Annotated in this window: 17 protein-coding genes; 12 read left to right on the plus strand and 5 right to left on the minus strand. The window is 67.0% G+C overall.

From position 1 onward, the window contains the following. Positions 1-241 precede the first annotated feature (241 nt). Positions 242-952, plus strand: coding sequence for a hypothetical protein (locus DLM85_RS00800; RefSeq protein WP_111476174.1), 711 nt, complete (start codon positions 242-244; stop codon positions 950-952). Between the two features lie 146 nt (positions 953-1,098). Here DLM85_RS00800 and DLM85_RS00805 read toward each other — a convergent pair whose 3' ends face one another. Continuing rightward, complete coding sequence (locus tag DLM85_RS00805; RefSeq protein ID WP_111476175.1) at positions 1,099-1,656, minus strand: cupin domain-containing protein; 558 nt, start codon at positions 1,654-1,656, stop codon at positions 1,099-1,101. A 107-nt stretch (positions 1,657-1,763) separates the two neighbouring features. Beyond that, positions 1,764-2,594 carry an ion transporter gene (locus DLM85_RS00810; protein WP_111476176.1) on the minus strand — a complete coding sequence of 277 codons (831 nt, stop codon included), beginning with the start codon at positions 2,592-2,594 and terminating at the stop codon, positions 1,764-1,766. A gap of 197 nt (positions 2,595-2,791) precedes the next feature. Here DLM85_RS00810 and DLM85_RS00815 point away from each other — a divergent pair, with 197 nt between their 5' ends. From DLM85_RS00815 to DLM85_RS00835, 5 genes are all read left to right on the plus strand, one after another. Continuing rightward, positions 2,792-3,229, plus strand: coding sequence for a hypothetical protein (locus tag DLM85_RS00815; protein ID WP_111476177.1), 438 nt, complete (start codon positions 2,792-2,794; stop codon positions 3,227-3,229). Positions 3,230-3,286: 57 nt separating this feature from the next. Further along, a complete protein-coding gene (locus tag DLM85_RS00820) occupies positions 3,287-3,709 on the plus strand; it encodes a hypothetical protein (protein WP_133256816.1) in 423 nt (140 codons plus the stop codon). A 512-nt stretch (positions 3,710-4,221) separates the two neighbouring features. After that, the gene (locus DLM85_RS00825) at positions 4,222-4,413 is read left to right on the plus strand and encodes a cold-shock protein (RefSeq protein ID WP_111476179.1); all 192 of its coding nucleotides are present in this window, start codon (positions 4,222-4,224) and stop codon (positions 4,411-4,413) included. A 341-nt stretch (positions 4,414-4,754) separates the two neighbouring features. Then, complete coding sequence (locus DLM85_RS00830) at positions 4,755-4,946, plus strand: cold-shock protein (protein ID WP_111476180.1); 192 nt, start codon at positions 4,755-4,757, stop codon at positions 4,944-4,946. A 402-nt stretch (positions 4,947-5,348) separates the two neighbouring features. Further along, positions 5,349-5,972: a succinate dehydrogenase/fumarate reductase transmembrane subunit gene (locus DLM85_RS00835; RefSeq protein WP_133256818.1), complete on the plus strand. Its 624-nt coding sequence runs from the start codon at positions 5,349-5,351 to the stop codon at positions 5,970-5,972. Positions 5,973-5,975: 3 nt separating this feature from the next. Here the strand turns inward: DLM85_RS00835 and DLM85_RS00840 are convergent, their stop codons facing one another. Continuing rightward, positions 5,976-6,911, minus strand: a complete 936-nt coding sequence (locus tag DLM85_RS00840) for an NmrA family NAD(P)-binding protein (protein WP_111476182.1) — start codon at positions 6,909-6,911, stop codon at positions 5,976-5,978. 137 nt (positions 6,912-7,048) lie between these two features. Between DLM85_RS00840 and DLM85_RS00845 the strand changes: the two genes are divergently transcribed. The 3 genes from DLM85_RS00845 (at position 7,049) to DLM85_RS00850 (ending at position 8,366) form a co-directional block, all read left to right on the plus strand. Continuing rightward, on the plus strand, positions 7,049-7,669 hold the full coding sequence (locus tag DLM85_RS00845; protein WP_111476183.1) for a GrpB family protein: 621 nt from the start codon (positions 7,049-7,051) through the stop codon (positions 7,667-7,669). Between the two features lie 157 nt (positions 7,670-7,826). Further along, positions 7,827-7,994: a hypothetical protein gene (locus tag DLM85_RS25685; protein WP_207890937.1), complete on the plus strand. Its 168-nt coding sequence runs from the start codon at positions 7,827-7,829 to the stop codon at positions 7,992-7,994. A 177-nt stretch (positions 7,995-8,171) separates the two neighbouring features. Continuing rightward, the gene (locus tag DLM85_RS00850) at positions 8,172-8,366 is read left to right on the plus strand and encodes a cold-shock protein (protein WP_111476184.1); all 195 of its coding nucleotides are present in this window, start codon (positions 8,172-8,174) and stop codon (positions 8,364-8,366) included. Positions 8,367-8,540: 174 nt separating this feature from the next. On the opposite strand, the gene DLM85_RS00855 is transcribed toward DLM85_RS00850, so the two are convergent. Next, a complete protein-coding gene (locus DLM85_RS00855; protein ID WP_111476185.1) occupies positions 8,541-10,100 on the minus strand; it encodes a flavin-containing monooxygenase in 1,560 nt (519 codons plus the stop codon). A gap of 352 nt (positions 10,101-10,452) precedes the next feature. On the opposite strand from DLM85_RS00855, the gene DLM85_RS26160 reads away from it, so the two are divergent. Continuing rightward, on the plus strand, positions 10,453-13,137 hold the full coding sequence (locus DLM85_RS26160; RefSeq protein ID WP_133256820.1) for an outer membrane protein assembly factor BamB family protein: 2,685 nt from the start codon (positions 10,453-10,455) through the stop codon (positions 13,135-13,137). Positions 13,138-13,449: 312 nt separating this feature from the next. Then, positions 13,450-16,395, plus strand: coding sequence for an endo-beta-N-acetylglucosaminidase (locus DLM85_RS00865; protein WP_111476187.1), 2,946 nt, complete (start codon positions 13,450-13,452; stop codon positions 16,393-16,395). Positions 16,396-16,514: 119 nt separating this feature from the next. Here DLM85_RS00865 and DLM85_RS00870 read toward each other — a convergent pair whose 3' ends face one another. After that, positions 16,515-17,093 (minus strand): GNAT family N-acetyltransferase, encoded by a 579-nt coding sequence (locus DLM85_RS00870; protein ID WP_111476188.1) that lies wholly within the window; start codon positions 17,091-17,093, stop codon positions 16,515-16,517. A 214-nt stretch (positions 17,094-17,307) separates the two neighbouring features. On the opposite strand from DLM85_RS00870, the gene ctlX reads away from it, so the two are divergent. Beyond that, complete coding sequence (gene ctlX, locus DLM85_RS00875; RefSeq protein WP_111476189.1) at positions 17,308-18,228, plus strand: citrulline utilization hydrolase CtlX; 921 nt, start codon at positions 17,308-17,310, stop codon at positions 18,226-18,228. The last annotated feature ends 64 nt before the right edge of the window (positions 18,229-18,292 follow it).

The following is an 18,292-nucleotide window of genomic DNA, read 5'->3' on the forward strand; positions in this document are numbered from 1 at the left end:
AAAACCGTCGGGCGGTCCGCCGAAGCTTCCGCGGAGCACCCGGAAAACCTCGGACGGCCCACGGAGACTTCCGCGCAGCCTCCGAAAAGCTGCGGGTAACTCGCGGAAGCTTCCGCAAGGCCCCCGAAAAACCTTGGGCAGCCCGCGGAAGCTTCCACGAGTTACCCGACGGTTTTCGATTGCATAATCCAGCTATTGTGGGTAGATAGAAGGAAGTTCAACCTAATCTTAACTACCTGTTATGTTGTCGTTCGACAAAATTTTTGGCGACTGGTTTGCGGATGCGAGCATCAGCAACCAAGACTTGGAAGCCGGCACCCGGGACCACCTGGACCGCCTGCGCAAAGGCAACGAGGCCGGCCGCTTCGACGCGCTGATTGCCGGTACGGAGGCCCGCTTCACGGCCTACTTCGGCTACCGCAGCGACGCCAGCACCGGCCTCAGCGCCGGCAAGGGGCAGACGCTGGCCCTGGAAGCCGCCCGGGACGCGGCGCGCAAGTGGCTTACGGGCGAAGGCCGCGACTACGTGAGCTACAAAATCAAGGACGAAGCCCGGCGCCTGCGCTTCTACCCCCAGGGAGCCACCGAGTACCACAACGCCGACTACCCCGAGTGGCCCGGCCTGCTGGAGCGCTACGACAAGGCGTTGGCGGAGCTGGGGGCGGGCTTTGAGGCCGACTTCAAGACCACCTACACCGGGCACCGCGACGCGCTGCTGGCGGCCCTGAAGGCCCAGAGCGGGCAGAAGCAGGTGCAGGCCGAGGCCCGCGTGGGCACCCGGGCCGAGCGCGACAAGCTTACCCGGCAACTCTCGCGCAACGCCCGGCAGCTGGGCCTCGATTTCGAGCAGGAGCCGGCGAAGGCCCAGACCTTCTTCGACCGGAAGTTCTTCAACCAGCACCAGGCCGAGGCCAAGCCCGGCGGACCCTCCCTCAAACCCGCGCTGACCTAAGCGCCCCCGCGTCTCCGTCGCCCCGTATTCCCCGTTTGACTATCCTATTGCACCCGTGCCGGCGCCCGGCTTCCCACCTGCGGAAGCCGGGCGCTTTCCGTTCGCCGCCTGCATCTCAGCCACCGGCTACCCGCACCGTGGGCTACTTAATCGGGTTTCAGCGGCTGGCCCACGATGTGGATGTCGTGCTGGGCGGCCAGGGCGATGCGGGCTTCCAGGCGCTGATCGGCGAGCTTGCTGGCGGTGCGGAAAAACTCCTCCATCGTGCCGGCCGGCTGGTGCATCAGCAGCAGGCGGGCGTCGCCGGGGCTGGTTTTGACGAAGGCGTGATTGACGCCGCGGGGCACCAGCAGCGAGTCGCCGGGCTGCAGGAGCAGCGTTTCCTCGCCCACCTGAAACCTGAAGGTGCCCGTTTGCACGCAAAACCACTCCTCGCAGTCCTTGTGGTAGTGCAAGGCGGGACCGGCGGTGCCCTGCCGCAGGGTATCGAATATCACGCAACGGCCCTCGGTATCCCGGCCCGACACCTTCACGGTAAACCAGGCATCCAGAAACCGGAACGGCTGGTCGGAGCGGTCTTTACCGGCGCGCACCAGCACCGATTTGCCCGGCAAGTCACCGGCCAGGGGGCGGAGCCAGACGGGGAGCGGGAAAGTCGCCACGGGAGCCAGGGCGGACAGCTGGAGGAAGGAGCGGCGTTGCATGGCGTGGGGTATCTGGTTTTCTGAATATACCCTTTTGCGTGCCGGCCCCCAAGCTGCCACCCGAACCGGCGCCGCCAGCAGCCGGAACGGCACGTTCCGGCCATTCGCTAGAGCTTTTCCCCGCAGCGCCAGCAATAGTCCGCGTCGGGGCGGTGGCCCTGGGCCTGGCAGACGTGGCACACGGCCTCCTTGTAAGCGGGCGGTTTGGTGGCGGGCAGCGCCATCTGGGCCGACACGATGCCGGTGGGCACGGCAATGATGGCGTAGCCCATAATCATGAGCACCGAGGCCAGCGTCTGGCCCAGCACCGTGGCGGGCGAAATGTCGCCGTAGCCCACCGTGGTCATCGTCACGATGGCCCAGTAAATGCTTTTGGGGATGCTGGTAAAGCCGTTCTGGCCGCCCTCCACCACGTACATCAGCGTGCCCACCACCACGGCCAGCGTCACCACCGAGCTGAGAAACACCAGAATCTTGAAGCGGCTGGCCCGCAGCGCGCTCAGGATAAACTCGCCCTCGCCGATGAACTGCCCCAGCTTGAAGATGCGGAACACCCGCAGCAGCCGCAGCGTCCGAATCACGAGCAGGTAGCGGCTGCCGGCCAGCACCAGGGCCGCCAGCGTGGGCACGATGGCCAGGAAGTCGATAATGCCCAGCCAGCTCAGGGCGTAGGCCAGCGGGCGGCGCACCACCAGCAGGCGCAGCAGGTATTCTACCAGGAACAGGCCCGTGAATACCCATTCCAGGGCCCGCAGCACCGGCCCGTAGCGGGCACTGATGCTGGTCACGCTTTCCAGCATCACGGCCACCACGCTCAGCACGATGGCCACCAGCAGCGCAATATCAAAGAGCTGCCCGGCGCGCGTGTCCGACTCGAAGATGACTTGGTAGAGTTTCTGTTGCCAGGAAGAAGCGTTGTCGCGCAGACGAATATCCATAGGAAGGCGGGGACCCGCCCGGCGGTGCCCCGGCCGGTTTGGTCGCTGCAGCTTACGCAATTCCGCCCTGGCAAGGCCAGGCCGGGCGGCCGTCCGCCGCTCCGCGCGGCGCCGGGGCACGCGGCCCCGCCGGACAACGCCGGCGCATTCGGCCCGTTCGCCTATCATTGCGGCGCCCTTTGCGCCATTGCCCCGCCATGTCCCTGTCGTTACCGTCCGCCCGCTTCGCCGCCCGCGCCCTGCTCCTCATCATCGCGCTGACGCTGGTGTTTCACGGCCTGGTCATCGGCGGCGTGGTGCCCTTCCAGATCGTGTGGGGCGGGCGCCTCACCGGCCGCGACGAGCTGCTGGCTTTCGAAGCGGTGTCGGTGGGGCTGAATCTGCTGATGCTGGCGGCGGTGGCCGCGTGGGCCGGGCTGCTGCGGGTGCAAGTGCCCGCCGGGCTGCTGCGGGCCGTGCTCTGGCTGATGGTGGCGTTGTTTGCACTGAACACGGTGGGCAACCTGCTGTCGACAAACCAGTTTGAGAAGCTGGTATTTACGCCCCTGACGCTGCTGCTGGCCCTGCTGAGCCTGCGCCTGGCCCTGAGCAAGCCGCCGGTGGCGGGCGGGGCACCCGCCGGGGCGGTCCGCTAGCCCGGGCGGTTTCAACCCCTGCCGGCGGCCCGCGTATGCTCCGGCATGCATCCGATTGTGCCCTGGCTTCCGCTGCTGTTTGTTCCGGCTTTTGCGGCCCTGCTCGGGCTGGTCAGCTTTATGGTGTCGCGCATGGGCTGGAGCCGGCTGGCCGCGCACTACGCCGTGGCCGAGGTGCCCGCCGGCGTCGAGCGCGAATTGCTCGGCTACGTGCGCATCGGTCCGGCGAAGTACAACAACGCCGTGCGGGCCGGCCTCACCCCGCAGGGCCTGTGGCTGACCACCTGGAAAATCTTCTTCATCGGCCACCCGCCGCTGTTTATTCCCTGGTCGGCGTTCGGGCCGGTGCGGCGGCAGCAGTTTCTCTGGGCCACCACCTACGCCACCCACCTGACCAGCGGCTCCGATACGGTCAGCTTCCAGTTCAGCAGTGAGCGGCTGCTGCGGGCGCTGCCGCCCTCGGTGCCGGTAGACGGGTAGCGGCTACGCGCCAGCCCGGGTTTGATTGGCCGCCCCTGCTGCGCCATCCGGGCAGTAGAAAGGCCGCGGCCAGCCAACTCCCGGCAAGAGGGGCGCGGTAGGGGAGGAGTACTGCGTTTGCTGGGAAATAGGAATATTTAAACCTGCTTATCAGCGCGTTATCCGGGAGCCCCCGGCAGACGGCCGCCGTCTGCTCCGACCAACCAGCCCGAAACCGCGCCGCGGGGCCGGAGCTTGGCTTATTGCACTCAGCAGCAGCGGGCTGCGGGAGGGGTATTAATATTATTTACTTTAAATAAGCCGAAATTGAACTTAGTATAGACCTCGCCCGTTAAGCCTCCTGTAACCCGCTGCCAGTCGCCGCACCCTCCCGCAACCGGGCTTGTCAGTCGCCGCGCCGCAGTTACGCATTTCAGGCAAGTTGCCTCGTTTCACCTACCCCCATTCGCTTGCAGAATCAAAGTAGCGTTCCGTTGTCAGTTGCTTTTTGTTCACTCTTTTCCTAAAGCATCATGTCAACAGGAACCGTAAAATTCTTCAATGAAATCAAAGGCTTTGGTTTCATCAACGACACCACCACCGGGCAGGACGTTTTCGTCCACGTAACCGGCCTCATCGACGAAATCCGTGACAATGACGCGGTACAGTTTGAGGTAGAGCAGGGCCGCCGCGGCCTGAATGCCGTCAACGTACGTCGCGCCTAGTTTCGGCCGAGAACAGCAGAGCAGCACCCCGCCGGGGTGCTGCTTTTTTGTGCCTTTCGGGGCCGCCAGGGCGGTTTGGGCAGGGCAGGAGCGGGGCTTGCCCCACCCCGGGTCCGGCCCCGTTTTAAGCGGCCGGCGGCTGAACTTTCCGGCCGGCCGGCCGGTTGGCTCCCCGTAATGCGACCTGAAAGACCGGGCATTTCTGTGCAGCCCGGAAATAAAGGCGTATATTTACACTGTTTAAGGCAAGTTGCCTCGTGTTACCTACCCCCATTCGCTTGCCGAACTACCGTAGTGTTCCGTTGTCAGTTGCTCGTTTTTCACCTTTTTCCTAAAGCATCATGGCAACGGGAACCGTAAAATTCTTCAATGAGACCAAAGGCTTTGGTTTCATCAATGACAGCACCACCGGCCAGGACATCTTCGTCCACGTAACCGGTCTGATCGACGAAATCCGCGACAACGACAAAGTCGAGTTCGAAGTGGAGCAGGGCCGCAAGGGCCTGAACGCCGTGAAAGTTCGTCGCGCCTAGTCCCAGCGACTACCGCACAAAAAAAGCAGCACTCCCACCGGGGGTGCTGCTTTTTTTGTGCCCGAATGATACGCCCGCTTAGGGTATGTAGCCAGTGGTAGCTTGGGTAAACGGTTAGCTCAAAGACCGTTATGCCGAGCACCGCGACGCATCTCGCGGTAGGATTCTGCTCGTTGAAGTTGAACAGGCGTTTGCGGCCGGAGGACAGCACGCGAGCTGCTTGACTGCGTCGACCTGCGGTTCGCTCTACTCGGCATGACGTCTTTGGGCTTGCTCTCCACACAGATAGCCCGGGCCGCTGCGCTGGCACCGGTACTGCGCCGCGGGCTCATGCGGGCCCGTTCGCCGGGCGGGAATATGCGCTGTTGCTGATATTGCGCGCAATTACCAACCTGCACTCCTATGCGTCGCACCACTGTCGCCGTCCATTATTGGTCGGGGCTACTGCTGGCCGTGTTCATTTTCGCGCACCTGATCAACCACCTCGCCGTGCTGGCCGGTGTGCCGGCGCATCGGGCGCTGATGACGGCCCTGCGGACCGTGTACCGGCAGCCGCTGGTGGAAGCCGTGCTGCTGCTGGCGGTGCTGGGGCAGGTCGGGACGGGGCTGTGGCAGGCCGGGCAGCTGCGGCGCCGGCCCCTGCCAGCGGCCGCGCGGGTACAGCTGTGGACGGGGCTGTACCTGGCGTTTTTCCTGCTGGTGCACACCGGCGCCGTGCTGGCCGGGCGCGGCTACTTCGGCCTCGATACCAACGTGTACTATGCCGCGGCGGGCCTCAATACGTGGCCCTTCCCGCTGTTTTTCGGGCCCTACTACCTGCTGGCCGTGGCGGCGGTGTTCGGGCACCTGGCCGCCGTACACGTGCGCAAGGGCGCAGCCGTGTTCGGCGAGCGGGCGGCCCACCGGCAGGCCTGGGCGCTGGGCGGCCTGGGCGTGGCGCTGGGCCTGCTGATCCTGTACGGCATGACCGACGGCCTGCGCGGGCTGCCCATTCCGCCCGCCTACCTGCGGACGCTGGGCCGGTAACGGCTACCGCCGCGGCCCGAGCAGCTCCGGCACGGTGGTCCACTGCAGATCGGGGTACCGGTCGTTGTCGAGGGGCTCGGTGAGCTTGGCCTGGCCGGTGAGCATGTTGTGCAGGTACTGCATGCCCTGCCAGGGCGGAAACACCTCGTCGCGCGCTGGCATCAGTGCGCGCGTAACCCGGATCATGCCGCCGAGCATACCCAGTCCGCCGATGCGAAACAGGTGGTAGGGCTGGCCGGTGGCGGCGGTGGCGGCGGCCTGCAGCCCGCGGATGCTGCGCACGTCGCCGGCCACGCGCAGGTAGCGCGGGGTGGTGGGGTCGAGGGCGGCGCGGGCGGTGAAGGCGGCCGTGTCGGGCATGGTGGTGAAGTCCAGGGGCTGGTCGGCGTCGCCCCAGTACATGATCAGGCGCGGCCCGGGCTGAATCAGCGGCGCCTGACCCTTGAGCAGCTCCATGAACATGCCGTTGAGAATGGAGGTAGCCTGGATCGGGGCCCGGTCGAGGCGGCGCATAAACTCCCGGCGCAGGTCGAAATTGCGGTTCGAGCCCTCGGGCAGCCGGGTGAAGTCGGCGGCGAAATCGGAGGGAATGAAGCGGGGCACCCCGGCCGCCACGGCCGCGTCGAGCAGCTGCGTCTGGGCCTCCACGATAACCTCGCGCAGCCCCGACAGGGCCGAGACCACGCAGCCCGCTCCGCGGCAGGCCGCCCGCAGCGCCGCCGCGTCGTGGTAATCAACTTCGAGCACCTCCGCGCCCTGCAGCCGCAGGGATTCGGCTTCGGCGCCGGCGCGGCTCTCGGGGCGGATGAGGGCCCGCACCGGAGCCCCGAGCCGGCGCAGCTGATGGGCAATGAGCAGGCCCAGCTGGCCGGTGGCGCCGGCCAGCACCACGGGCGCGGCCTCCGACGAGGCGGGGGCAGGGGAGAAAGAGGAATTCATAAGCGGAGACACGGTGGAGCAGACGCCCCGGGCGGGGCTGCGGCTTCCATACTGCCGCGCATTGCGGAAGGTTGTGGGCGGGCGCGGCGGCCCCGGCCGACGGGTGCATATTTGCGGCGGACCTCCTGCTACATGTCATGCCTGATTTTGCGCCTTCCCGGCCGGTTGTGCTGGGGCCGTACCAGCCCGGCTGGGCAGTTGAGTTTGCCGCCCTGGCCGTCCGGCTGCGGGCCTTGCTGGGGCCCGCGGCGGTGGGCATTGAGCACATTGGCTCCACGGCCGTGCCCGGGCTCAGCGCCAAGGACGTTATCGATGTGCAGCTGACGGTGCCGGACCTGGGCGCGGCGGCGTGGCGGCTGCAGCCGCTGTGGCAGGCGGGCTTCCGGCAGGGGCGGGAGTGGCAGTACGACGTGTTTCACGGCCTGCCCGCCGACTCGCCGGAGCTGCGTAAGCGGTATCTGCGCGAGCCCGCCGGGGAGCGGCGGCTGCACCTGCACGTGCGCGAGGCCGGCCGCTTCAACGCCCGTTTTGCCCTGCTGTTTCGCGACTACCTGCGCGCCGAGCCGGCGGCTCGCACCGAGTACGAGCTGCTAAAGCAGCGCGCCGCCGCGCTCTTTCCGGCCAGCATCGACGGCTACCTGTATCTGAAGGAGCCGGTGTTTCACCTGATCTACCAGGCCGCCACGCACTGGGCCGCACTGACGGGCTGGCAACCCGCCGCCGCTGGGGGCGGCGCGGCGCAAACGCACGCTGGTTAGCGCCGGCCCGGCCACGCTGCTGCTCGGCAACTAACGGGTACGGCGCCGTAGCGGCGGGCTCGTTGCACCTGGAACGCGGCGCTGTCGGGCGCGAGCGGGAGCAGGTACCCGCCGCCGGCTGAATGCCCCCACCCCGGCGCTGAACCTGGGTGCGTTTATGCCGCTGTACCAGAGTAGCGACCGGCTCTGCAATTTCATTTTCTGCAAAAACCGGCGCGTGGTGGGCGCCGGCGGCAAGGCGCCGCCCTGCCCGTCTTCGACCAACGGAACCGGTGACAAAACCGAATACGGAATCGGCTTCAACGGGCTCCTGTGTCAGAAATAGCTGCGGCGCCTTACCCGCTATTGGCGTGAAATCACGCGGAAAGAATCAGAAAAAATATGTACGTTTACCCCCGTTCAAAGGCAAGTTGCCTCGCATTGCTACCGTTTATTCGCTTGCAGAATTGATAGTGCAGTGCCGTTGTCAGTTGCTTTATTTTCATCACTTTCCTAATGCATCATGGCTACGGGAACCGTCAAATTCTTTAATGAGACCAAAGGGTTTGGTTTCATCAAAAACAATGAAACTGGTCAGGACGTGTTCGTTCACGTAACCGGTCTGATCGATGAAATCCGCGAAAACGACAAAGTCGAGTTTGACGTGGAGCAAGGCCGCAAGGGCGTGAATGCCGTGAAGGTGCGCCGCGTAGCCTAACCTGCCCCGAACTCCGCGCAGAGTAAAGAAGCATGCCCCAGGCATGCTTCTTTTTTTGTGGCCCAACCACGCGGCCGAGCGGCCCAAGCCTCGGCGGGCTGGTGACACTAACTAAACCCGGCCGGCTGATGCAGGATCAGCCGGCCGGGTACCGGGCTCAGGGCCGGGAGCGGGTTACGCCACCGTTTCGGAGGCCTGCAACTGCTTCACCAGCTGCTGCAACGGCCGGTGATGAGGCAGCCGGGCGGCCAGCATCAGCAGGCTGCCCATTTCCCGCTCGCCCAGCGGCAGCGGCTGGCCGCCGCTGAAGTAACGCACGTTGCGCTCGAAACGCTGCCGGGCGTCGGGCTGGCGGCCGTGGCCCTCCAGGCGGAACTGGGCCGGGGCCAGCATGCCGAAGAACAGCTCCGGCGCCAGTTCGGGATACTGTTCGATGCTGGGGGCCACGCCCAAATCGTGCGAAATCATTTCGGCCACCTGCTGGCAGGTGGCGTGGCCGCGCTGCTGCTGGAGCCGTGCTTCGGCCAGGCCCACGGCCATATCCACGGCGGTGGGGGCGGGGTGGGCGCCGCTCCAGCAGGCCGCAATCCAGCGGGCCTGCAGCTCGGCCGTCACGAAGTAGGAGCCGATCTGCTCGTAGAGGCCCATGAAGGCGAAGCCGGGCAGGGCGGGGTGGAAGGTGAAGTGGTGCAGCTCCAGGTGCTGCCGGTCGGCCTTCACGGCCCGGCGCAAATCTTCGTGCAGGAAGGGCAGGTGCAGGTCGTAGCCCGTGGCGAGGATGACCGCGTCGACCTCCAGCACTTCGCCGTCGGTGAGCACGGCCCGGCCGGGGGCGTAGGCCTGCACGCCCGTCACGGCCCGGATGCGGCCGGTCTGCACGTGGTCGAGGTAGTCCTGGCACTGCGACACGCCGGCTTCCAGCAGGCTCTCGGCCGGGCGCAGGCCGCCGAAGTCGGCGGGGTTGCCCACGGCGCTCAGGATGAGCTGCTTCAGCCCCTCGGCGGCCTCGGCGGGCGGCAGGGCCTGGTTGACGTAGGCGCCGAAGCGGGTGAAGGCCAGCTGGTCGGTGGGCACGCCGTGCATGATCTTGCGGGCGATGTAGCGCGGCTTGCGGGCCGAGGAAATGACCGTAACGGTGTCGTCTTTAGCCAGGTCGCTGGCAATTTCCAGCCCGCTGATGCTGTTGCCGACCACCAGCACCCGCTGCCCGCGGAACTGCGCCCGCCCCCGGTACTCCATCGAGTGGATGACGCGGCCGTGGAAGTGGTCGAGGCCCGGCGTGGTGGGGTAACGGGGCTTGTTGTAGCGCCCGGTGGCCACGATGACGCGCTCGAACAGCTCGGTGCGCCGTTCCCCGTCCTGGTTCACCGTCCACACGACGTATTGGTTTTCGGGGCCGCGGGCAATGAGCTCGACGCGGGTGTGAAAGCGCACGTGGGCATCGACGCCGAAGTGGCGGGCGTAGGCGTGCAGGTAGGCCAGCACCTCCCGGTTGGTCGGGAACATCTGCGTGCCGGCGGGGTAGTCGTAGTCCGAGAAGGACATCTTGATGTGGCAGGAGTTGGCGTGCATGCCGGGCCACTGTCCGCTGTGGGCCGCGCCCTGCTGCCATTGCCCGCCGAGGGCGCCGCTTTGCTCGATGATGACGGGCGTCAGGCCGTCTTCCAGAAGGGATTTGGCGGCGGCAATGCCGGCCGGGCCGCCACCGATGATGGCTACTTGGTTGGTTTTCATAGCAGATGGGATGGGAAAAGAAGCAAGGCAAAGCCGCCGGGCCAGCCCGAGGCAGTGGCGTTCGGCGCTGCAAGTTTAGTGGCATTTAACCTCTATTGCCTATAGCATTTTCATGTGAGCCGGCGCAGAAAGGGCCATTGCTGCCGCCTGGGCAGCGCTGCCGCCGGACTTGATCGGGCGAGGGCCGGCCCCGGCACCGGCCGAGGTAACAGGCTGATTAACAAAACGAAATTTGCAGCACAGGTACGGGGTAATTTTCGTAAGTTTGCATTTTGCGGAGAATTGACCTGTACTCTTGTGTGAGTGCCGACGGTTCTCTATAATGCACCGCTCTCCCAGACCTCACATACCTATGTTGCAAACCTCTACCCGCAATTTGGGGCCGGCCGGGCACTGGCCGGCCGGTTCGGAGCAGCCTCGGTGGCACCGGTGGCTGGGAAGCCTCCGCCTGGCGGCCGCGGCGGGCGCCCTGTTGCTGGCCACCGGCGCGCAGGCGCAGGATGTCATCATCAAAAACGACAAGTCCGAGATTAGCGCCAAGGTTATCGAAATAACCGAGGACCACATCAAATACCGGCTGTTCGATTTTCTCGACGGGCCGCTCTACAACGTGCGCAAGACGGACGTGTGGATGATTATCTACGAAAAAGGCCGGCGGGAAAAGTTTAACGTGCCCGAGCAAACGGCCGCGGCGCCCACCACGCCGGCCGTCGCTGCCACTCCGGTGTCGGCGCCGGCTACTGCCCCGGCAGCGGCGCCGGCCGTTGCCCCGGCCAGCACGATGCCCGCCGCGACGCCGGTGGCCGCTGGTGCGGAAGCCCCTGCCGCTGCGGCGACGGCGCCCGCCGCGGCAGTTTCGGCCCCGGCCCCAACTGCCCCTGCAACTGCAACTGCGCAGGCGGCGCCCGCGGCTCAATTGGCGGTGGCGCAGGAGCGCACCGCCGAGCCGACTCCTGAGGCAGCGCCCGCGGTAGCCACGGCGCCGGTAGTGGCGCCGGCGCCGGCACCAGCGGCCGAACCCGCCGCCTCGCCTACTGCGGCGCCTGCCGCCCCGGCCGCCGAAACGGCCGCGCCCGAAACGACTCCGGCCAGCCCGCCGCCCGCCGCGCCCCCTGCTTCGCCCGATGTGGCGGCCGCGGGCGGGGCGGCCCCGCCGGCTTCCAGCGCCCCGGCTCCCACGACGGCCACTGCGACGGATTCGCCCGCTGCGGTGGCCGTCGGAGCTACTGAGGCCAACGAGGCCACGGCCGCCCCGGAGCAGGACCCGGCGCCCACTCCGCCCGTGGAGGCGCCGCCCGCGCCGGTAGTGCCCGCCCGGCCGCGGCGCGAGCCCGCCGTCGAAGTGGCGGCGGGGCAGCAGGTATGGGCCCGGCTGGGCAACGGCCCGGCCCCGGTGAAGTACCTCAACGCCGACGGCAACATTCTGATTCTGAAGGCCAACTTCGTGATGAGCCTGGCCAAAAACACCGGCAAGCCGCTGTGGCTGACCAAGGTGGAGCGTACCAAATCGGCCCACCTGATCGGCAACGGCCCGCTGATCCAGGTGGTGGCTACGTCGGCCTCCTCGGAGTACCTGCAGTCCTACATCCTCAACTCGGAAACCGGCAAGGCCGTGTACAGCCCTCCGGCGGCCAAACAGCTGGAAAACCGCATTATCGACGCGGCCCACCTGGTGGTGTGGGAAGCCACCGACACGGGCACCCGGGCGCTGCTGCTCGACAAGGTGACGGGCGCGCGCCTGCACGAGCTGTCGATTGCCCCGACCTGGGCCAAGGCCGCCCGCATTCTGCCCCTGCCCGACGGCAAGGTGTGCGTGGTGTCGAGCTACGGGGTGACGGCCCTGGACCCGGCCAGCGGCAAGCTGCTCTACAACCTGCCGCTGAAACGCTCGGCCAAGGTCAGCGAGCTGCTGCCGCCCACCGAGCCCACCTTTGACGTGCTGGAAACGGGTACGCCCGGGCTGGTGTGCGTGCTCAAGGACGGCTACCTCACCGGCGTGAACGTGCGCACCGGGCAGCTGACGGGCGAAAAGGAGCTGCCCGGCGCCTTCGTCACCTACCGCGACGCGGGCACGGACCGGCTCGTCATCGGCAAGTCGGGCAAGAAGGACAAGGACCTGCTGCTGGCCGTGTACGACAAGCGCAGCTGCCAAGAGCTGCGCGCGGCCACGGTGGACATCGACAACGCGGGGGCCATGCAGCCCATCGGCAACGACCTGTTCGTGGTGAGCGGCGGCTCGGCGGTGAAGCTGGTGGACCTGGCCACGCTGCAGCTGAAAGCCGACAAGACCTTTAAGACCAGCGGCGACAACGTGCAGCTGTTCGTCAACGACCGGGGCATCGGCCTGCTCAGCGCCTCCTGCGTGGAGTACTTCAACCCCCAGGGCTACGCGGCCACCGGCAAAACCCGCTACTTCGATCCGGCGGGGCGCGTGAAGCTCAAGGCGGGCGAGGATACCTACTTCTGGGCCAACGGCTACCTGGGCCGCGTGAATCCGAAAAAAGGCGAGGAGTCGCTGTTGCTGAAAGACAAGCTGCCCCTGAAGCTGCTCGACAACGAAGCCCCGCAGCTGGAGCTGCTCGACGACGGGCTGGCGGTGGTCACGGCGCAGTCGGTGACCAAGGTGGACTTCAGCGGGCGCATCGTGTACAACCAATACTTCACGCCGCCGGTGGTGGTGGCCGGCGCCATTGCGGGCCAGGCCGCCGCGCAGGCCGCCGATGCCGCGGCCAAGGCCAAGATCCGGGCCGCGAAGCAGTCCTGGTTTGCGGCCCAGCAGGCCTTCGAGGCCGGCAGCAGCGAAGCCGTATACAGCGGGCCGCGCACCTTCCACACCGAGCTGCGGCACCACATCGTGCTGACCAAGGCCGACAAGGACGAGCTGGGCCGCTTCAAGCTGCTCAAGATCAACAAGACTACCGGTAAGGTGGAAGGGCAGGTGGAGGTGGAAAACCGCACCCCGGACTACATTTTCGACCCCGTCGACAGCGTGGTGTACCTCTTCGACGTGGACTCGGTGCGCGCCTACCGGATTTAGCGAGGCGAACGGGCTTGCTGCAGCCGGCCCCGGCAACGTCCCTGGCGTTGCCGGGGCTGCTTGTTGGTGCCGGTTTCGGCCGCCGACGTCGCCAACGGCCGGAACCGCCCCGGCCCAACGGCCGCTGACCGGGGCCCCGCGGCGCCATTCAGCCGAACCGGGGGGCGGCAACTGCCTGACCGGCGCAAAAAGGGGGCAACAAACCAGATATTCTCATTTTTGAATAGTAGGACGGTACAAGCAAAGGGGGCAGCCATTACATTGATGCCGAAATAGTTGTTCACCCCTTCTTTCACCCATCTGTATCGTTCAATGAAGCAATTCTACCCCTCGCGGACGGCAGCACCCACTGCCGCCCGCCCCACTGCTCACCCGCGCTACGCCTGCTGGGCGCTGCTGCTGTGGCTGCTGGCCCCGCTGGCCGCCCACGCCCAGCTCGACCCGGCCGCGCAAAACACCAAGCTCACGGTGGCCCAGCTGATGGCCTGGACGAGCACCGGCCCCACCGCCCTGGCCGACAACGTGAGCCGCGTGCCCCTGGCTACCCGGCAAAACACGCTGGCCGCCCAGCTGAACCCGGCCCAGAGCTTCAGCCAGCAGATCAACTACATTCCGGACGGCATGGCCGGCTGGGCCGGGTACCTGACCGAGCAGAACCGCTTCAACCTCTACAACTTCACCCACTGGCAGTACATCGACGTGCTGACCTGGTTCGACGGGCCGGTGGCCATTCCGACGCGGCCCTGGGTGGAAACCGCGCACCGCAACGGCGTGAAGGTCATCGGCACGGTGTTTACCAACGCCGCCGACGTGGCCGCCCTGGTTCAGAAGGACGCCAACAACAACTACATCGGCGCCCAGAAGCTGGTGGACGTGGCCGCCTACTACGGCTTCGACGGCTGGTTTTTCAACCAGGAAGCCTCCGTGTCGGCTGCCAACGCCGTGGAGCTGCGCAACCTGCTCAAGCGCATTCAGGCCATCAAGCCCGCCGGCCTGGAAATTCACTGGTACGACGCAATGCTGCCCGCCTCGGGCACCGTGTCGTACCAGAACGCGCTGAACGCCAACAACCAGGCCATGCTGCAGGAAGGCACCACCCGCGTGAGCGACGCGATGTTCACGAACTACTTCTGGTCGGGCGCCACCAACATCAACACCTCCGTGACCACGGCCACGGCCCTGGGCCGCAGCCCCTTCGACGTGTACATGGGCGCCGACCTCTGGCCCAACCGCTCCAACCAGTCGCTGTTTACGCAGTCGGCCTGGCTGGATAACTACTTCACCGGCGGGGCCGTGGGCCAGCCGCGCCTCTCGCTGGGTTTGTTTGCGGCCAACCTGACCTACAACGGCGGCTTGAACAGCTTCAACACCAACTCGGCCGACTACGCCGCCTTCTACAACACGGAAGTGCGCGTGTTTGCCGGCAACGACCTGGACATCACCGCCACCGACGCCTCGGGCTGGAAGGGCGTGGGCCACTACGTGCCGGTGCGCAGCGCCATCAATACCTTCCCCTTCGAAACGACGTTCACGGTGGGGCAGGGCAAGATTTTCGCCAACAACGGGCAGGTGCTGCAGCGCGAGTGGACGGACATGGGCAAGCAAAGCCTGCTGCCCTCGTGGCGCTGGGCCAACACCGGCAACGCCCCGGTGTCGGTGGGCTTCGACTTCAGCCGCGCCTACTACGGCGGCAACTCCATCAAGCTGGCCGGCAGCCTGTCGGCCTCCACCACCGCCACCGTGAAGCTGTACCAGACCAAGCTGCCCGTGACGGCGCAGACCAACCTGGACCTGGTGTACAAGCAGGGCGCGGCCGGGGCCTCCAGCTCCAAGCTGCTGCTGTACTTCACCGACAACCTGGCCACGCCGGTGGTGCTGGACCTGCCGGCCGCCACCGACACGCTCTGGAAAACCAATACCTTCCCGCTGGCCAGCTACGCCGGCCGCGAGCTGGCCATTATCGGGGTGCGGGCCGCCGCCACCGCCACCGTGGCTGAGTACCGCCTGAACCTGGGCAAGCTGAAAGTGTACAACGGCACCGCCGCGGTGCTGCCCACGGCCGGCTTTACGGCCAGCGCCACGGCCGTCGGGGTCAATCAGCCGGTGACCTTTAGCAACTCCTCGCTGAACGCGACCAGCTACACCTGGACGTTTACGGGCGGCACGCCCGCCAGCAGCACGGCCGTGTTTCCGGTGGTGGCCTACGCCGCGCCGGGCACCTACTCGGTGAAGCTGCGCGCCCAGAACGCCGCCGGCCGCGACTCGGTGACGCGCACCGGCTACATCACCGTGACGGCCGCCGGCCCGAGCACCGGCAACACCGCCCTGCTCTTCGACGGCGCGACGAAGTACGTGAACACCAACGCCGTGAACCTGAGCGGCAGCGCCCTGAGCCTGGAGTGCTGGGTGAAGCCGACGGCCTTTAAAACCACCTCGCCGTTTATTTCCAGCCTGATGGGCATCGAAGACGCGGGCGGCGCCGCCATGCTGCGCCTCGGCGACGTGGGCGTGGCCAACAACAAGGTGCAGTTCATCGTGCAGGTGGGCACCACCCAGCAGAAAGTGACGTCGACGGCCACGCTCACGGCGGGCACCTGGTACCACATCGTGGGCACCTACGACGGGAGCAACATGCGCCTGTACATCAATGGGCAGCCGGACGCCACCAAGGCGCAGACCGGCGCGGCCGTGGCCAACGGCACGTTCTGCCTCGGCCGCAACTACGAAAACCTGCGCGTGCTCAACGGCTCCCTCGACGAAGTGCGCGCCTGGAAGCGGGCCCTGACCCAAACCGAAATTCAGGCCAACGCCTGCTCGGTCAGCGCTACCTCCACGGCGCTGGAAGCCTACTGGCCGCTCAACGAGGGCTCCGGCTCGACCACCCTCGACGTGACCGGGCACCAGCACAACGGCACGCTCATCAGCATGACCCCCGCGGACTGGTCGACCAACGTGCCCACGCAGTGCGCCACCACCACGGCCGTAACTGCGGGCCGCCAGCCGGCCGGCTTGCAGGTGCTGGTGCTCGGCAACCCCGCCCACGGCAGCCAGGCCACCATCGAGGTGCGCGGCACCCAGGGCCAGCCCGCTACGGTGCAGGTGCTCAATACGCTGGGCGCCGTGGTGCAGCAGCTCGCGCTCAAGCCCAGCCTCGACGCGCAGCGCAGCACCCTGCCGCTGCCCGCCGCCGCCGGCCTCTACGTGGTGCGCGTGCGCACGCCCGCCGGCACGGCCACGGCCAAGCTGCTGAAGCAGTAGCGGGCGGATTCGTCGGTGCTACGTCGCCAAAACGGGGCCCTCACCGCCGTGGTGAGGGGCCCGTTTTGGTGTCGAACCCGACCCGTTCGGCCGTGGCGCTCCGGTGCCACAACGGCGGTTTAGCCAGCGGCCTCGGGCGGCGTTTCGGCCTGCTTATCGGCGGCCTGCTGCAGCTCCCGCCATTCGTCCTCCAGAATGCCCATTTCCACCAGGCTCCAGTAAGTGTCGCCGTGGCGCACCACGTCGCGCATCACGCCTTCCTGCCGGAAGCCCGCTTTCAGGTAGCATTTCAGGGCGGCGTGGTTGAAGTCGTACACGCCCAGGCTGATGCGGTGCAGCTGCAGCTCCTCGAAGCCGATGCGCAGCAGGGCCTGCACCATGCGGCGGCACACGCCCTTGCCGCGGGTACACTGGTTGCCTACCAATACCCGCGTCACGCGCGCCGACCGGTCGCGCTGGCTGATGCTGCCCAGCGAAATATGCCCCACGGCCTCCCCGGTTTTGGTGTCGACGGCTTTGTAGACGAACACATCGGGATTTCGCAGGTCGTTGGCCCCTTCGATGTACCAGGCCAGGCTTTCCTCGGTGAGCGGATACGAAAACAGGGAGCCCGACCATTCCTTCATCAGCCGCTCGCTGTTGATCCATTCGATGAGCTGGCTGAAGTCGGCCGGGGTAAAGCGTTCTAGGCGAATCATAGGCAAACAGGGGAGGAGAAAGGCGCGCCGGCGGCCGCCCGACTAAACCCTACGGTTCCAGCCGGGGCACGTTGCACCACCGGCAGCGCCGCCGCCGGCCGGGCCGGGCCCGCACCGGACCGCGGCCCGAAGGTACCAGGTTGTAATCGGAGCAGCGGCGCCGGCCGCCAAACCAGGCGCGCCCGTAACTTGCGCCGCCCCATTGCTGCCGCCCATGTCCGTCGCCCGCACCGTCCTGCTCGTTCGCCCCGCCAGCTTCGGCTACAACGCCGAAACGGCCCTTACCAACCACTTCCAGCAACCCCTGACCGGCCTCGACGCCGCGGCCGCCCAGCAGCGGGCGCTGGCCGAGTTCGACGCGGCCGTGGCCGCGCTGCGGGCCCGCGGCCTGGAGGTGCTGGTGTTCGACGACACGGCCGCGCCCGCCAAGCCCGACGCGGTGTTTCCCAACAACTGGCTGACCCTGCACCCCGACGGCCGCGCCTTGCTCTACCCCATGTGCGCCCCCAGCCGCCGGGCCGAGCGCCGTCCCGACATCCTGGCCGCGCTGGGCCGGCAGTTCCGGCTGCGCGAAATCATCGACTTCTCGCCCTACGAGGCCGAGCAGCGCTACCTCGAAGGCACCGGCAGCCTCATTTTCGACCATGCGCAGCGCGTGGTCTACGCCGCCCTCTCGCCCCGCACCGACGCCGGGCTGCTGGCCGAGGTGGCCGCGCTGCTCGGTTACCGCCCCGTGGCCTTTCACGCCGTCGACGGGCAGGGCCAGGCCATTTACCACACCAACGTGATGATGTGCCTGGGTCCCGGCTTTGCCAGCCTCTGCCTCGAAAGCCTGCCCGACGCGGCGGAGCGGGCCGCGGTGCTGGCCGAGCTCGAAGCCGGCGGCCGCGAAATCGTCGACATCACGCTGGCCCAGGTGGCGCACTTCGCCGGCAACATGCTCGCGCTGGAATCCGCGGCCGGGCAGCCGCTGCTGGTGCTGTCGCAGAGTGCCCACGACGCGCTGACGCCCGCGCAGCGGCAGCGGCTGCAGCGCCACTGCGAGCTGCTGCCGCTGCGCATTCCCACCATCGAAACGCTGGGCGGGGGCAGTGCGCGCTGCATGCTGGCCGAAGTGCTGCTGCCCCGCGCCTGAGCCGCCTGCCTGCCTAGGACGAGAAAAGCCGCCCGGCTGGTAGGCCGGGCGGCTTTTGCGTTGA

The organism is Hymenobacter edaphi (genome assembly GCF_003258365.1).
Lineage (GTDB): Bacteria > Bacteroidota > Bacteroidia > Cytophagales > Hymenobacteraceae > Solirubrum > Solirubrum edaphi.

Bases quoted from the DNA above. Each gene is read 5' to 3' on its own strand.
- DLM85_RS00800 (WP_111476174.1), top strand. From the start codon at position 242: ATGTTGTCGTTCGACAAAATTTTTGGCGACTGGTTTGCGGATGCGAGC.
- DLM85_RS00805 (WP_111476175.1), bottom strand. From the start codon at position 1,656: ATGCAACGCCGCTCCTTCCTCCAGCTGTCCGCCCTGGCTCCCGTGGCG.
- DLM85_RS00810 (WP_111476176.1), bottom strand. From the start codon at position 2,594: ATGGATATTCGTCTGCGCGACAACGCTTCTTCCTGGCAACAGAAACTC.
- DLM85_RS00815 (WP_111476177.1), top strand. From the start codon at position 2,792: ATGTCCCTGTCGTTACCGTCCGCCCGCTTCGCCGCCCGCGCCCTGCTC.
- DLM85_RS00825 (WP_111476179.1), top strand. From the start codon at position 4,222: ATGTCAACAGGAACCGTAAAATTCTTCAATGAAATCAAAGGCTTTGGT.
- DLM85_RS00830 (WP_111476180.1), top strand. From the start codon at position 4,755: ATGGCAACGGGAACCGTAAAATTCTTCAATGAGACCAAAGGCTTTGGT.
- DLM85_RS00835 (WP_133256818.1), top strand. From the start codon at position 5,349: ATGCGTCGCACCACTGTCGCCGTCCATTATTGGTCGGGGCTACTGCTG.
- DLM85_RS00840 (WP_111476182.1), bottom strand. From the start codon at position 6,911: ATGAATTCCTCTTTCTCCCCTGCCCCCGCCTCGTCGGAGGCCGCGCCC.
- DLM85_RS00845 (WP_111476183.1), top strand. From the start codon at position 7,049: ATGCCTGATTTTGCGCCTTCCCGGCCGGTTGTGCTGGGGCCGTACCAG.
- DLM85_RS25685 (WP_207890937.1), top strand. From the start codon at position 7,827: ATGCCGCTGTACCAGAGTAGCGACCGGCTCTGCAATTTCATTTTCTGC.
- DLM85_RS00850 (WP_111476184.1), top strand. From the start codon at position 8,172: ATGGCTACGGGAACCGTCAAATTCTTTAATGAGACCAAAGGGTTTGGT.
- DLM85_RS00855 (WP_111476185.1), bottom strand. From the start codon at position 10,100: ATGAAAACCAACCAAGTAGCCATCATCGGTGGCGGCCCGGCCGGCATT.
- DLM85_RS26160 (WP_133256820.1), top strand. From the start codon at position 10,453: ATGTTGCAAACCTCTACCCGCAATTTGGGGCCGGCCGGGCACTGGCCG.
- DLM85_RS00865 (WP_111476187.1), top strand. From the start codon at position 13,450: ATGAAGCAATTCTACCCCTCGCGGACGGCAGCACCCACTGCCGCCCGC.
- DLM85_RS00870 (WP_111476188.1), bottom strand. From the start codon at position 17,093: ATGATTCGCCTAGAACGCTTTACCCCGGCCGACTTCAGCCAGCTCATC.
- ctlX (WP_111476189.1), top strand. From the start codon at position 17,308: ATGTCCGTCGCCCGCACCGTCCTGCTCGTTCGCCCCGCCAGCTTCGGC.